The organism is Parerythrobacter aestuarii, assembly GCF_030140925.1.
Taxonomy (GTDB): Bacteria; Pseudomonadota; Alphaproteobacteria; order Sphingomonadales; family Sphingomonadaceae; genus Parerythrobacter; species Parerythrobacter aestuarii.
The window spans coordinates 934725-948918 of the sequence record NZ_JARBWD010000001.1; the positions used below are offsets into that span (position 1 = coordinate 934725).

12 protein-coding genes are annotated in these 14194 nt (G+C 62.5%); 8 read left to right on the top strand and 4 right to left on the bottom strand.

Features of this window, described 5'->3' with window-relative positions:
* Window positions 1-20 precede the first annotated feature (20 nt).
* Complete coding sequence (locus tag QPW08_RS04555; RefSeq protein ID WP_284124556.1) at window positions 21-458, top strand: VOC family protein; 438 nt, start codon at window positions 21-23, stop codon at window positions 456-458.
* A gap of 27 nt (window positions 459-485) precedes the next feature.
* On the opposite strand, the gene nhaA is transcribed toward QPW08_RS04555, so the two are convergent.
* The gene (gene nhaA / locus QPW08_RS04560; protein WP_284124557.1) at window positions 486-1715 is read right to left on the bottom strand and encodes a Na+/H+ antiporter NhaA; all 1230 of its coding nucleotides are present in this window, start codon (window positions 1713-1715) and stop codon (window positions 486-488) included.
* Between the two features lie 91 nt (window positions 1716-1806).
* Here nhaA and QPW08_RS04565 point away from each other — a divergent pair, with 91 nt between their 5' ends.
* The 5 genes from QPW08_RS04565 (at window position 1807) to QPW08_RS04585 (ending at window position 7780) form a co-directional block, all read left to right on the top strand.
* Window positions 1807-3207 carry a glycosyl transferase family protein gene (locus tag QPW08_RS04565; protein ID WP_284124558.1) on the top strand — a complete coding sequence of 467 codons (1401 nt, stop codon included), beginning with the start codon at window positions 1807-1809 and terminating at the stop codon, window positions 3205-3207.
* Between the two features lie 35 nt (window positions 3208-3242).
* Window positions 3243-4304 (top strand): hypothetical protein, encoded by a 1062-nt coding sequence (locus QPW08_RS04570; RefSeq protein ID WP_284124559.1) that lies wholly within the window; start codon window positions 3243-3245, stop codon window positions 4302-4304.
* A gap of 50 nt (window positions 4305-4354) precedes the next feature.
* The gene (locus tag QPW08_RS04575; protein ID WP_284124560.1) at window positions 4355-5269 is read left to right on the top strand and encodes a sulfite exporter TauE/SafE family protein; all 915 of its coding nucleotides are present in this window, start codon (window positions 4355-4357) and stop codon (window positions 5267-5269) included.
* A 17-nt stretch (window positions 5270-5286) separates the two neighbouring features.
* On the top strand, window positions 5287-6021 hold the full coding sequence (locus QPW08_RS04580; RefSeq protein ID WP_284124561.1) for a TIGR02186 family protein: 735 nt from the start codon (window positions 5287-5289) through the stop codon (window positions 6019-6021).
* 88 nt (window positions 6022-6109) lie between these two features.
* Window positions 6110-7780: an ATP-binding protein gene (locus tag QPW08_RS04585; protein WP_407674547.1), complete on the top strand. Its 1671-nt coding sequence runs from the start codon at window positions 6110-6112 to the stop codon at window positions 7778-7780.
* A gap of 117 nt (window positions 7781-7897) precedes the next feature.
* Here the strand turns inward: QPW08_RS04585 and QPW08_RS04590 are convergent, their stop codons facing one another.
* Genes QPW08_RS04590 through QPW08_RS04600 form a run of 3 tightly spaced genes read right to left on the bottom strand, consistent with a single transcriptional unit; the run spans window position 7898 to window position 12087 of the window.
* Window positions 7898-8635, bottom strand: a complete 738-nt coding sequence (locus QPW08_RS04590; RefSeq protein WP_284124562.1) for a 7-carboxy-7-deazaguanine synthase QueE — start codon at window positions 8633-8635, stop codon at window positions 7898-7900.
* A 1-nt stretch (window position 8636) separates the two neighbouring features.
* The gene (locus tag QPW08_RS04595) at window positions 8637-11366 is read right to left on the bottom strand and encodes a valine--tRNA ligase (RefSeq protein WP_284124563.1); all 2730 of its coding nucleotides are present in this window, start codon (window positions 11364-11366) and stop codon (window positions 8637-8639) included.
* A gap of 52 nt (window positions 11367-11418) precedes the next feature.
* Window positions 11419-12087 (bottom strand): enoyl-CoA hydratase/isomerase family protein, encoded by a 669-nt coding sequence (locus tag QPW08_RS04600; RefSeq protein ID WP_284124564.1) that lies wholly within the window; start codon window positions 12085-12087, stop codon window positions 11419-11421.
* 137 nt (window positions 12088-12224) lie between these two features.
* Between QPW08_RS04600 and QPW08_RS04605 the strand changes: the two genes are divergently transcribed.
* Entirely contained in the window at window positions 12225-13337 is a 1113-nt protein-coding gene (locus QPW08_RS04605) for an ABC transporter permease (protein WP_284124565.1), read from the top strand.
* Window positions 13337-14191, top strand: a complete 855-nt coding sequence (locus QPW08_RS04610) for an ABC transporter ATP-binding protein (protein ID WP_284124566.1) — start codon at window positions 13337-13339, stop codon at window positions 14189-14191. The genes QPW08_RS04605 and QPW08_RS04610 overlap by 1 nt, the downstream gene beginning before the upstream one ends.
* Window positions 14192-14194 lie beyond the last annotated feature (3 nt).

Consider the following 14194-nt stretch of genomic DNA (forward strand, 5'->3'; position numbering starts at 1 on the left):
ATTCTGAAGCGAGAGTCTGAATGGTCAAATATCTGCACACCATGATCCGCGTGAGCGACCCGGAAGCCACCGTCGATTTCTTCAAGCTGATCGGGCTGGAGGAAGTGCGGCGCTTCGACAACGAGAAGGGACGTTTCACGCTCATCTTCCTTGCAGCGCCGGGGCAAGAAGGGGCTGCAGAGGTCGAACTCACCTACAATTGGCCGCCGGAAGATGGCAGCGCGCCGGAAGAATATGTCGGGGGTCGCAATTTCGGCCATCTCGCCTATCGGGTCGAGAATATCTACGAGACCTGTCAGCGAATGATGGACGCCGGCGTAACGATCAATCGTCCGCCGCGTGACGGGCATATGGCCTTCGTACGTTCGCCCGACGGCATATCCATCGAACTGCTGCAGGAAGGCAATTTGCCCCCTCAGGAGCCTTGGGCGAGCATGGAAAACAGCGGTACCTGGTAGGCTCCCTAGCCAGGCTGTACTGGCCTGTCAGGGCGTGACGAATTCGCTCGGTTTCTCTTCCGGGTGCGTTGTCGTTAGCCGCAGGATCACATAGCCGATGACCGCTGAGACCAGCGACCCACCGAGGATGCCGATCTTGGCTTCGTCGATTAGCAGGCGGCTCTCGGTGAAAGCCAGGCCGCTGATGAACAGCGACATGGTAAAGCCGATCCCGGTCAGGATGCTCACGCCCCAGATCTCCACCCAGTTGGCATTCTCGGGTGCCTTGGCGAAGCCCAGCTTCACGGCGGCGACGATAATGCCGAAGATCCCCACTTGTTTGCCGACAACTAGACCCGCAGCAATCGCCAGCGGCAGCGGGGCCAGCACTTGCTCCATCCCGATACCGTCGAAATTTACGCCCGCATTGGCAAAGCCGAAGATCGGCACAACGAGATAGGCGCTCCAGGGTGCCAAGCCATGCTCCAGCTTTTCGAGCAACGAGTGCCCGTCCTGCCGGTGCATCGGAATGGTCAGCGCTGCCAGCACGCCGGCAATGGTGGCGTGGACGCCGGAGAACAGCACTGCGACCCACAGCACCAGGGCCACAAGGATGTAGGGCCAGATACGGTCGACCTTGAAATGGTTCATGCCAACCATCACGGCAAAGACTACGGCGGCCACACCCAGCCACATGAGCTTGAGATTGGCCGTGTAGAATGCGGCAATTACCAGCACGGCACCGATGTCATCGACGATGGCGACGGTCAGCAGAAACAGCCGCAGCGAAGCGGGCACTCGGCTCCCCAGCAGGCCCAGGACACCCATGGCAAACGCGATATCGGTTGCTGCCGGGATTGCCCAGCCGCGTACCAGCGGGCTGTCGATCCCCACCACGAAGACATAGATCAGGGCGGGAACTGCCATGCCGGCCATCGCGGCGAGAACGGGCAAGCGACGTTGTTCGGGGCTTGAGAGCTGCCCGCAGATGAGTTCGCGTTTCACTTCCAGCCCGACGACGAAGAAAAACACCGCCATCAGTCCGTCGTTGATCCACAGATGCAGGTCATCCAGCTTGGCAATCGGTGTCCAGCGCAACTCTCCGTAGAACAATTGTTCATAAGCAGCGGCCAGCGGCGAATTGGCGACGATCATCGCTGCTGCAGCGACGAGGATCAGCAGGACGCCGGCAGAAGCATCGCTCACGAACAGGGCGCGGACAGGCGCAAATGCACGCGCCAGCGGCTTGACGATAGGCTTGGGGAGAGGGTCAATCATTATGGGTGGCCCTTTTGATGGATATTTCTCGCGTTGCAAGGGAAGATAGGGTCAGCTAACCTTGTAAACGAGGACAGAGTCAGGGGGACTCTTGTATCTCGCAGGTTTTTCTGCGGGCGAATGGCTGCTTCTCATCCAGCATGAATTGCTGCTTTTTGCCGGACTATTTTTCCTCATTGGTGCACTCGACGAGCTAGCGATCGATTTGGTGTGGCTGTGGCTGTGGCTGCGTGGGCGTGCGCAATCGGCGCAAATTGACCCGTCGCGTAATGCCTTGCCTTTAAAGGGGCCGGTAGCGGTTCTGGTTCCAGCCTGGGACGAAGAAAAAGTCATCGCGACCACCATCGGCCACGCGTTGGAAGCATGGCCGCAAGAAGGCCTCACACTCTATGTCGGATGTTATCGCAACGATCCGGCAACGATTGCGGCAGCTGCTTCGGCTGCGCCGGGCGACCGGCGCCTGCGGCTGGTAATCCTCGAACGCGACGGCCCATCGACCAAGGCCGATTGCCTCAACCGACTGTATGAAGCGCTGGAGCAGGATGAGCTGCGCCGGGGCCAGGGCTATCGGATGGTCCTGTTGCACGATGCCGAGGACATGGTCGATGCCGAGGCCTTGCCGCTGCTTGACCGCGCGTTGGAAGATACAGACTTTGTCCAGCTACCGGTGCTGCCGGTGGCCCAGCCCGGATCCCGCTGGATTGGAAGCCATTACTGCGAGGAGTTCGCCGAAGCACACGGCAAGGCCATGGTCGTGCGCGATGCGATCGGCGCTGGGCTTCCCTCGGCCGGGGTCGGTTGCGCTGTTGCTAGGTCGCAACTGGCCGATCTCGCCAGACAACGCGGCAGCGGACACCCCTTTGCCGCTGACAGCCTTACCGAAGATTACGAACTCGGCCTCGCCATTGCACGCAATGGTGGGCGAATGTGCTTCCTGCGTGCCCGGAACCGCGATGGCAGGCTGATAGCAACCCGAGCCTGCTTCCCCTCCGGCATTGCTGCTGCCGTACGCCAGAAGACACGATGGCTGCACGGTATCGCATTCCAGGGCTGGGACCGTCTCGGCTGGAGCCGTTCGCCAGTGGAAAGCTGGATGCGCATACGCGATCGACGCGGTCCCTTTACGGCCCTTGTCCTCGCAATTGCCTATCTCTTGCTGGTCCTGACTGCTGCCAGCTTGACGGCGTCAGCGATTGGGCTGGCACCCGCCATCCGGCTGAGCCTGGTACTCAAGGCGCTTCTGCTGTTCAACCTGGCGAGCCTTGTGTGGAGGGCGTTCTTCCGCTTTGCCTTCACCGCTCGTGAATATGGGCTGGTTGAAGGCTTGCGGTCCATTTTGCGGATTCCAGTGGCCAATGTCATCGCCATCATGGCCGGACGCCGCGCCTTTGCCGCCTACCTAGGAGTATTGTCGGGCAACGCCGTCAGGTGGGACAAGACTGAACACCATCACCATGCCGCGCAGCTCAAGCAGGACGAGGTGCGCGCTTGAGCAGTTCAGACAGGCGAAGGGGGCAACCGCTGATCGTGCTGGGTACGATCCTAGGCCTGTGGCTGAGTGGCCGCGTGATCTTGTGGAGCCCGCCGTTCACCAGCGACGCTGCAGGGCAGGCTGATGCGAAGTTGAAGCGCGGAGCTGACATTGAGCTGACTGCCAAGGCGTCGCCTGCAACCGCTCCCAGCGACACAGAGGCAACGGACAGCTTTGTCGAAGGATACCAGGCGGCAGGGAGGGTTTGGAAGGCAGCGCCGGCATCCCCGCCCTATCAGCGCATGCGCGATACCACCGCCAGTCCGCCAGTGCAGGACCTTCGGCCACACGGCGAAGGGGGGAGCAACCTACCAGCTCCGTCGCCGCTGCCGCCTGCTGAAGGAGTTCATCGAGCTGCGGGTGAAGCTGGTGATCGTGACCTTTTCGAACCGCCGCCAACCGAGGAAAAGTCGTGGCGGCTCGATAGCTGGGTAATGGTTCGCGAGGGAGGTACAGTCGCCACCGTCAGTGCCGGTGGCCGCCCTGCCAGCTATGGGGCCAACCAGATTGGCGCGGTGCTGCGCTATCGGTTGGGAAGCAAGGCCTCGCCATTCCTTTTTGCCCGGGCGAGCCAGGCGCTGGTGGACCAGGGCGAGACAGATCTTGCCGTCGGGGCAGGATTCAAACCATTCGCCAGGGTGCCTCTCACCCCTCAGGCCGAGTTGCGCGTTACTGAGACGACGGGCGGCACACTCCTGCGCCCTGCGGCCTACGTTGTGACGGACCTCCAGCCGTTGGCTGTCACCGAAGAGATTGAGGCCGAGGCTTACGCCCAGGCTGGCTATGTCGGCGGAGACTTTGCCACTGGTTTCATCGACGGGCAGGTGCGTATCGAGCGCGAAGCAATGCGGATGGGCGGGAGCAAGGTGCGGGTGGGTGCCGGCGCCTGGGGCGGAGCGCAGAAAGGTGCAGCCCGCTTAGATTTGGGACCAACGGCCAGCGTCGGGGCGAGAATCGGGGATGTGCCTGTCCGCCTTCATCTCGACTATCGCTTGCGACTGGCCGGCAGTGCCGAACCCGGATCGGGCGTCACCGTCACACTAAGCACCGGATTCTAGCGCAGCGCCGCTTTTCTCCGGCGCAGCCCTCGGCTACGGCTGGGACGCCCATGGACGTCTATCTCCCTATCGCCAATCTCTCAGTCAATGGACTGGTGATCATTGCGCTTGGCGTACTGACAGGGATCCTGTCCGGACTGTTCGGTGTTGGCGGCGGCTTTCTCACAACGCCGCTGCTGATTTTCTACGGCATTTCGCCAACAGTGGCCGCCGCCTCGGCCGCAACGCAGGTAACCGGGGCCAGCGTCTCCGGCGTGCTGGCGCATCAGCGGGCAGGCGGGGTCGATTATCGCATGGGCGCAGTGCTTGTCGTGGGCGGCATCCTGGGGGCAATGGTGGGGGCTCTGCTGTTCCGGTTGCTGCAGTCGCTCGGCCAGATCGATGTCGTCATCAATGTGCTCTACGTCCTGATGCTGGGCACAATCGGCTCGCTCATGCTCCGCGAAGCGCTTGACGCGATATTTGCTCGCAGACGTGGCAGCGAACCCGTGGCAGCCAAGCGTCGCCACCATCCGCTGGTAGCCTCGCTACCCTATCGCTGGCGGTTCTATCGTAGCGGGCTCTACATCTCTCCTCTGGCACCTTTGATCCTTGGATTTCTTGTCGGCATACTGACCATGCTGATGGGTGTCGGTGGTGGTTTCATGCTGGTCCCGGCCATGCTGTACATTCTCGGCATGAGCGGGCGGGTCGTGGTCGGCACATCGCTGTTCAACATCCTGTTCGTAACCATGGCGACGACAATGACTCACGCCCTCACGACCAAGGCAGTTGACCTGATCCTTGCGGGCCTGTTGCTGATCGGATCAGTCATGGGGGCACAGTTCGGTACCAAGATCGCTCTGAAGGCCCGCCCGGATATCCTGCGTCTGGTGCTGGCATCGATCGTGATCCTGATCGCCCTGCGGATGCTGTTCGGACTGGGCGTGGCACCGGACGAAATCTATTCGGTGACCTTGTTGTGAACCGGCTTCTTGCCCTGATGCTGGCATTCTTTGCGCTGACTGCGCAAAGCGACCCGGTGCTGGTGCCCGAGGTTTCGCAGCACAAGGTCGAACTGCGACAGGGCTTTACTGGTACGGAACTGCTGCTGTTTGGAGCGGTGCTCGACCCGCAAGGACGGCGGATGAGCGAGGAATACGACATTATCGTCGTCCTCAAGGGGCCGACCCAGCCGATCCTGTTGCGCGAGAAGCAGCAGATCGGCGGTATCTGGATGAACGCGGAGAGCATGGATTTCCGCTCTGCGCCGTCCTATTTTGCGGTTGCTTCGAACCGTCCCATTGACCGGATCGTGGATGACCGCACTGCGGCGATTTTCGAATTCGGGACGGATTTCATCCAGCTTTCTCCCAGTGGTACGATCGACCCGGAAGAACAGGCCCGCTTTCGTGACGGGCTGGTCGACTTGCGGCAACGCCTGGGGCTCTACAAGCAGGACTTCCGCGGGGTCCAGCTTCGCGAAGGGGTGCTGTACCAGGCGCGCATTGCACTGCCTTCGAATGTCCATGCGGGGACCTACACGGCAGAAACGTTCGCTGTCAGCAGGGGACGTGTGATTGCCTCTGCCATAGCCGAAGTCGAGGTGGAGAAGGTTGGCTTCGAGCGCTTCGTGGAAACGGCAGCGCTATATTGGTCGTTTCTTTACGGGCTGGTGGCGATCGGTCTCTCGGTCGGCATGGGTTGGCTGGCCGGTCGGCTTTTTGCCATGATCTGAACCTCTTGCAGCGCGGTTGACGCGTTCTTAACCCCAATTCGCCTATGCCCGGCGGGTAACACCACATTGGGGATCGAGGTCCGAATACATGACTGACATGGGCAACCAGGATATCCGCGCGGCTGCGCCTGCCGGACAGGCGCAGGGCAAACCCGTCGACAACACCGCCAAGCCCATTGGCGTCGTGCTGGAGATCGCCGGTTCGGGCTCGCAGATCGCGCTTGACCTGCAGCGGCTCAATGAATGCATGAAGGACCAGGATCCTTCGGTCGCCCTTGCCGGCCAGGTCGGTAGCCAGATCAAGATCAAGGTTGGCAACAGCTGGCTGCTGGCGAGCGTCCGAAACCAGCGCCAGGACCGGCGCCAGAACGGCGGGATCATTGCCAACATCGACTTCCTTGGTGAAGGCCAGGAAGAGAAGCTCACCGGTCGCATTCACAGCTTCAAGCGCGGGGTCACCCGGTATCCTGTCCCCGGAGCCTATATCTACCCGGCCAGCACGGCCGACCTGAAAATGGTTTACGCTAGCGATGGGCGCTCCAACATCCAGATCGGCACAGTCTATCCGACCAAGGATATTCGCGCCGGGCTTTATGTGGACGCCATGCTGGGCAAGCACTTCGCGCTGCTCGGCTCCACCGGTACCGGTAAGTCGACCAGCGCCGCGCTGATCCTGCACCGGATCTGCGAAGCAGCGCCCGCCGGGCATATCCTGATGATCGACCCGCACGGCGAGTATTCGGCGGCTTTCAAGAACACCGGTCTCATCCTCGACGTGTCGAACCTGCAGATGCCATACTGGCTGATGAACTTCCAGGAACACTGCGAAGTGCTGCTGACCACGACCGGCAACGATCGGCAAACCGACGAAGACATCCTCGCCAAATGCCTGCTCAAGGCGCGGCAGAAGAACCGGCTGGCCGAGTTGTTGGGCAAGATCACTGTCGACTCGCCGATTCCCTACCTGCTGTCTGACCTCTCAGCCGCCGTTGCAGACGAGATGGGCAAGTTGGACAAGGCGCACTCCTCGGCGCCCTACATGCGCATCAAGACCAAGCTCGAAGAGCTCAAGGGCGACCCGCGCTACCAGTTCATGTTCTCCGGCATGCTGGTGGGCGACACCATGGCCGAGTTCATTTCCAAGATCTTCCGCATGCCGAGCGACGGCAAGCCGATCGCGATCATCGACGTGTCCGGCGTCCCCTCGGACATCACCAGCACCGTGGTGGCAGTGCTCAGCCGCCTGGTCTTCGACTACGCGATCTGGGCCCGCGAAGAGCGCACGCGGCCGATCCTGCTGGTCTGCGAGGAAGCGCACCGCTACGTGCCGAGCGAGAAGAACGCCGATGGCTCGTCGGTTGGCGACATCCTCAGCCGTATCGCCAAGGAAGGCCGTAAGTACGGTATCTCTCTGGGCCTCATCACCCAGCGTCCGTCCGACCTTGCCGAAGGCGTGTTGTCGCAGTGCGGCACCATCATCTCGATGCGTCTCAACAACGAGCGCGACCAGGCCTTCGTGAAAGCCGCCATGCCCGAAGGCGCGCGCGGTTTCCTCGATTCCATCCCCGCACTGCGCAACCGCGAATGCATCGTCTGCGGCGAAGGTGTGGCGATCCCGATCCGCGTCTCGTTCGACAATCTCGAAGAGTCCAAGCGTCCGGCGTCGGAAGACCCGAGCTTCATCGAGCTGTGGAACCAGAGCGGCGGCGAAGAGGATTCGGTCGGGCGCGTGGTCCAGAGGTGGCGCGCTCAAGGATAGCTTTGCGCTCCCACCTCCGTGGGAGCGTCCTCGCGGCTATTCCTCCTTCCAGTCAGGCTGCTGCGGGTGCGCGGTCGCGCTTGCAGCGCTGCGCGCCGTGCTCCGCAGCCAAGACATTCACGTTCCCCTGGTATCTCCGAACAGGTGGATGTGGAGCCGGTCCGAGAGGCCGTATCCATGCTCCAGGCATAGCTGCACCAGCCATTCCTCGCGCCGGCGCAGGGTCGCGCTGTCGGTCCCTTCGGGCATCAGGAAGATGCGCTGCGGGGGAATGGCGTGGGCGCGTTGCAGTACCAGTACCTCGTCGACATCGCCAGGTTCGGCGATCACGAACTTGAAGAACGCCCGCTCATCGAGCGCATAGCTGTCGAGCCGCTCGGGGATCAGCGCGAGATCGGCCGGATTGCCCGAATGCGCGAGCTTGGGGCTGACATTGTACTGGTCGATGCGGATATCGAGCCGGGGCGGGGCCTTGGTGGTGCCGTTGGTTTCGACTTCCACTGACATGTCGGGCAAGTGCTCAAGCATCTCCGCCAGCGGCCCGGCCTGCAGCAAGGGTTCGCCGCCTGTGATGACGAGCCGCTTCTGCCCCAGCGCCGCGATCCGCTCGGCCACGTCTGCGGGTTCGAGCGAGAGCTGGTTGGCCTTGCGCGCGTAGGTCTCGCCGCTGCGATGCGGGCGGTTGTCGCCTTCGAAACGCCAGGTGTAGGCGGTGTCGCACCACACGCAGGCGAGGTTGCAGCGGCTGAGCCGGACGAAAGCCACCGGCGTGCCTGCGCTTGGCCCCTCACCCTGGACGGAGGCAAAGATCTCCGGCCCGCCCGAGTCGTCTGTGGCGAGGACTAGCTGCGCCACGTCATCCCAACCGCGCCAGCGCCGCCTTGAGCCGCTCGACTTCGGCGCTGTGGTGGGCGAAGTCGGCCTTGGCCTTCTCCACCGCTTCGGGCGCGGCGCGTTCGACGAAGTTGGCGTTCGACAAACGGCCATCGAGCGATTTGGCTTCCTTCTCCGAGGCGGCGAGCGCCTTCTCGAGGCGGGCCTTCTCGGCGTCGATATCGATGATGCCTTCGAGTGGGATCACGAATACGTCGCTACCGGCGGTGACCTGCATGGCCGGGCCAGCGGGCGCTTCGCCCACGGTGACCGGGGTCAGCCGCGCGAGGCGTTCTATCGCGGCGCTGCTGCGCTCGATGGTGCGGCTGGCTACGCCGGATGGTTGCGGCAGGAAAGCCGCCAGCTTTGCGCCCGGCGCGATGCCCAGCTCGTTCTTGGCCGAACGGACATTGCCGGTCAGCTCGATCACCCAGTCGATCGCATCGGTTGCGTCCTTGCTCACGCTGGCGCGCGGGTTGGGCCATTTGGCGAGGATCAGCTCGTACTCGCGTTCGCCCTGCGCGTGCCACAGCTCTTCGGTGATGAAGGGCATGAAGGGGTGTAGCATGACGAGGATCTGGTCGAGCACCCATCCGGCAACCGCGCGGGTTTCGGCGGCGGCAGCTTCGCTCGCACCCTCCGCGAACACCGGCTTGATGAGCTCGAGGTACCAGTCGCAGAAGCGGCTCCACACAAAGTGATAGATCGTATTGGCTGCGGCATCGAAGCGCAGGCCGGCCATCGCTTCGTCGAGCGCTTCGACCGTTTGCTGGACTTCGCCGATGATCCACTGGTTGGCGGCGAGGCGCGCTTCGGGTGCCGCCAGCGTATCGCTCGCGCCGATGCCGTTGGACTGGCAGAAGCGCGTCGCGTTCCACAGTTTGGTGGCGAAGTTGCGGTATCCCTCGACCCGCTTCTCATCCATCTTGATGTCGCGACCCTGGCTTTCCATCGCCGCCATGAAGAAGCGCATGGCATCGGCGCCATACTGGTCGATCAGGATCAGCGGATCGACGACATTGCCCTTGGACTTGGACATCTTCGAGCCGTCCGCGGCGCGGACGAGGCCGTGGAGGTAGAGCTTGGGCCACGGGGCCTGCCCGGTGTTGAAATACCCCGCCATCATCATCCGGGCGTCCCAGAAGAAAAGGATGTCGAAGCCAGAGATCAGCAGGTCGTTGGGGTAGTGCTTTTCCAGCAGCGCGCTCTCGTCCGGCCAGCCGAGCGTCGCGAAGGGCCAGAGGGCGGAGGAGAACCAGGTGTCGAGGACGTCGCTGTCCTGCGTTAGGGCGACGCCTTCGCCGGCCTGCGCCTGCGCTTCAGCCTCGGACATGGCAACATAGCATTCGCCATTGTCGCCATACCAAGCCGGGATCCGGTGCCCCCACCATAGTTGGCGGCTGACGCACCACGGCTGGATGTTCTCCATCCAGTTGAAGAAGGTCTTTTCCCAGCTCTTGGGGACGATCTCGATCTCGCCGCTCTTGACCGCTGCGATCGGCTTCTTCGCCAGTTCCTCGGCGTTCACATACCACTGGTCAGTCAGCCACGGCTCGATCACCACGCCGCCGCGGTCGCCGAAGGGGGTGGCTATCTGGCGGGGCTCGGCGTCGAGCTCCTGCTCCTCGCCTTTCTTGGTCTTGGTGATGTGCGGGATCAGGTAGCCCTGTTCCTTCAGGCGCTGGACCACCAGCTCGCGCGCGCCATCGACGCCGTCTCGCTTGAAGCGATGCAGGCCGATAAATTCCTCCGGCACCAGCCCGTCGGCGGTCTGGCAGACATTGGCATCGCCATCGAGCATGTTGAGCATCTCGCCCGCCGCGATCCCGGCGCGCTTGCCGACTTCGAAGTCGTTGAAATCATGCCCCGGCGTGATCTTCACCGCACCTGAACCCAGCTCGGGGTCGGCGTGCTCGTCGGCAACGACAGGAATGCGCCGACCGGTCAGCGGCAGGATAACGTGCTTGCCGACCACGCTGGAGTATCGATCATCGGTCGGATGCACCGCCACCGCCATATCGGCCAGCATCGTCTCGGGCCGTGTGGTGGCGACTTCGATGTATTCCTGCCCACTATCGAGCGTCACACCATCTGCGAGCGGATACTTGAAATGCCAGAAGCTGCCCGGGATCGTCTGCTGCTCGACTTCGAGGTCGCTGATCGCAGTCTTCAGCTTCGGGTCCCAGTTCACCAGCCGCTTGTCGCGGTAGATCAGGCCCTTGTTATAAAGGTCCACGAACACCTTGAGCACCGCCTTGGTGAAGTGCTCGTCCATGGTGAACTGCTCGCGGCTCCAGTCCATCGAGCAGCCCAGGCGGCGCAGCTGGCGGGTGATGGTGCCGCCGCTTTCCGCCTTCCATTTCCAGACGATGTCGTTGAATTCTTCGCGGGTGTAGTTGGTGCGCTTGTCCTGCCGCTCTTCCAGCTGGCGCTCGACCACCATTTGCGTCGCAATCCCGGCATGGTCGGTGCCGACCACCCACAGCGCATCCTTGCCGCGCAGGCGTTCATAGCGGATGACGATATCCTGCAGCGTGTTGTCGAGCGCGTGGCCGATATGGAGGCTGCCGGTCACATTGGGCGGCGGGTTGACGATGGTGAAGGGCTCGGCGTCAGGGCGCTCGGGCCGAAACAGCCCTTTCTCTTCCCAATGCTGGTACCATCGCGCCTCGATAGTGGCGGGGTCAAACGTCTTGTCGAGTTCTTGTGTCATGTCGCTCTGCCCCTTGCCAAGCCATTAGGTGCAGCGCAACATTTCTCGCGCGTCAGGCCATCAGGGCATCGATCTCGGCATTGGCCTTGGCGCGCAGCTGGCGCTTGCAGGCGACGAAGCCCGGCTGGCTCATAAGCTCTGCTGCGCGACCGACTGCAATGTTGAGCAGGGCATCCGGCGCAACGATCTCGTCGGCCATGCCTGCTGCCACCGCTTCCTCAGGCCCGATCAGCTGCGATGTGAGCGCGAGCCGCCGTCGCCACACGGGGTCGAGCCAATGGTCGAGCACCGCCTGCGGCACACTCGGGAAGACCAGCCCCGCTTTCGCTTCGGGCAGTCCGATCCGGTAGGCCCCTTCCGCAGCGATCACCCAGTCGCCGGTCAGCATCATGATCCCACCCGCGCCGATGGCGTGGCCGTTGACGGCGCAGACCAGTGCACAGGGCAAGCGGTGCAGGCTGGCGCAGAAGCTGTTGATGGCGTCCCGGGCCCTTCTGCCGCCTTCGGGCGAGAGTTTCGCCGCGATCTTGGTGTCCATGCCGCGGGTAAAGTCGCTGCCAGCCCCGGTCAGCACGACGCCTCCCGCCGGTGGACCTTCGGCCAAATCGGCCAGCAAGCCTGCACCTTCCTCGAGGATGTCGGAATTGAGCGCGTTGTAAGGCGGGTTGGTGAGAGTGAGGACACAGGTCCCATCCCGCAAATCGGTCGTGAAATACTGCATTGCTGTTCTTTCCCTTGCCCGAATCCGGTGCTTGCGGGCGATCCTAGGGGCACGAACCGGGATTGTCGCGCGGCTTGAATCTCCCCTGCAAAGTCGGCGCTTGCCTTGCCGGGGCGTTTCCCCGCATAGGTGGCGCGATGTCGGAAGGGGCAAGTTTTACCCTGCAGCAGCAGGATGATGGCAGCACGGTATTGCGGCTGTCCGGTCCCTATCTGGTGTCTACCATCGGCGCGATCGACCAGGACTTGCGCGATCTAGGAGGTGATTTCCAGGCGGTAGACCTGAGCGATGTCGAGGAAATCGATACCGTGGGTGCATGGATGGCCAGCACGGTCGCACGCCGCCACGGTGCCAGCATTGTCGGCGCGGGCGAACGGGCGTTGCGCCTGATACGCGCAGTCGAGGCCAGCTCCAACGACGCCGAGATGGCTCCGGACAAGGGCTCGCTGTTCGAGCGCGTCGTGGTCATGACCGGCGAACGGGTCATCCAGTTCAGCCGCCATTTCGTCGATCTTGTGAGTTTCACCGGCGCTATTCTTACCGCCTTCGGAACACTGCTCATGCACCCGAGCCGTTTCCCCCTAAGGGCGCTGGTACGCCAGCTGGAACTGGTCGGGATCAATGCCTTGCCGATCATCGGCCTGATGAGCTTCCTGATCGGTATCGTCATTGCACAGCAGGGCGCGGTACAGCTCGAACAATTCGGGGCCGAGACGCTGACCGTCAACCTCGTAGGCCGGATTACCTTGCGCGAGCTGGGCGTGCTGATGACTGCGATCATGGTCGCGGGTCGTTCCGGCTCGGCTTTTGCTGCGCAGATCGGTACGATGAAGCTGACCGAAGAAGTCGATGCCATGCGCACGATCGGCATTTCGCCTGCTGAAGCGCTGATTATCCCGCGCATCCTCGCTGCCGTCCTGATGATGCCGCTGTTGGGCTTCTATTCGGCCTGCATGGCGATCATCGGTGGCGCGATCATTTCCGATTTCACGCTCGGCATTCCGTTCTGGAACTTCCTCGAGCGGATCCAGGATGTGGTGCCTACCTACGACTTGTGGGTTGGCCTCATCAAGGCACCGGTTTTCGGCCTGATTGTTGCATTGGCGGGCTGTTTCCAGGGCATGCAGGTCCGCGGGAATTCGGAAGAGGTCGGCTCACGGACGACCAAGGCTGTGGTGCAGGCGATCTTCATGGTAATCGTGCTCGACGCGTTCTTCGCGGTGTTCTTCACGGAAATCGGGTGGGGTTGATGGCCGCCGATCGCAACCTTGCCGAGCATGGACGCTACACCGGTGAGTTTCCGATCCGCGTGCGCGGCCTCGTCAACCGGTTCGGCGATTTTACCGTCCACGAAGACCTCGATCTCGATGTCAAGCGCGGCGAGATCCTGGGCGTCGTCGGAGGTTCGGGTTCGGGCAAGAGCGTGCTGATGCGTTCGATCATCGGCCTGCAGCGTCCATCGGGCGGCGATGTCGATGTGTTCGGGCACTCGATCACCGATGTCGATCCGGACCAGCATATCGGCGTACGCGGTCGCTGGGGCGTACTGTTCCAGGGCGGGGCGCTGTTCTCGACCCTGACAGTGGCCGAGAATGTGCAAGTGCCGCTACGCAAGTTCTATCCCGATCTCGAGCCCGATGTTGTCGATGCCATCGCCCGCTACAAAGTGGTGATGAGCGGACTGCCGGAGAATGCCGCGAGCAAGTATCCGTCCGAGCTTTCGGGAGGGATGAAAAAGCGCGCCGGCCTGGCCCGGGCGCTGGCGCTTGATCCCGAGCTGCTGTTCCTGGATGAGCCGACCGCCGGACTCGACCCGATTGGAGCGGCTGCATTTGACCGGCTGACTCGCGAGCTCAAGGAAACGCTGGGGCTGACGGTATTCCTCATCACCCATGACTTGGATACGCTTTACGAGATCTGCGACCGGGTGGCAGTGATTGCCGACAGGAAAGTGATCGCCGTGGGAACGATCCCCGAATTGCTGGAAACCGAGCATCCCTGGATCCAGGAGTACTTCAATGGACCGCGCGGGCGAGCGGCACAGGCCAGCCAGCTGCGCGCCAAAACCATGGACAATTCCCGCAGCAACGGCTCAAAGGGATAAGCA

Bases quoted from the DNA above. Each gene is read 5' to 3' on its own strand.
- QPW08_RS04610 (WP_284124566.1), top strand. From the start codon at position 13,337: ATGGCCGCCGATCGCAACCTTGCCGAGCATGGACGCTACACCGGTGAG.
- QPW08_RS04580 (WP_284124561.1), top strand. From the start codon at position 5,287: ATGCTGGCATTCTTTGCGCTGACTGCGCAAAGCGACCCGGTGCTGGTG.
- QPW08_RS04575 (WP_284124560.1), top strand. From the start codon at position 4,355: ATGGACGTCTATCTCCCTATCGCCAATCTCTCAGTCAATGGACTGGTG.
- QPW08_RS04585 (WP_407674547.1), top strand. From the start codon at position 6,110: ATGACTGACATGGGCAACCAGGATATCCGCGCGGCTGCGCCTGCCGGA.
- QPW08_RS04600 (WP_284124564.1), bottom strand. From the start codon at position 12,087: ATGCAGTATTTCACGACCGATTTGCGGGATGGGACCTGTGTCCTCACT.
- QPW08_RS04595 (WP_284124563.1), bottom strand. From the start codon at position 11,366: ATGACACAAGAACTCGACAAGACGTTTGACCCCGCCACTATCGAGGCG.
- QPW08_RS04555 (WP_284124556.1), top strand. From the start codon at position 21: ATGGTCAAATATCTGCACACCATGATCCGCGTGAGCGACCCGGAAGCC.
- QPW08_RS04605 (WP_284124565.1), top strand. From the start codon at position 12,225: ATGTCGGAAGGGGCAAGTTTTACCCTGCAGCAGCAGGATGATGGCAGC.
- nhaA (WP_284124557.1), bottom strand. From the start codon at position 1,715: ATGATTGACCCTCTCCCCAAGCCTATCGTCAAGCCGCTGGCGCGTGCA.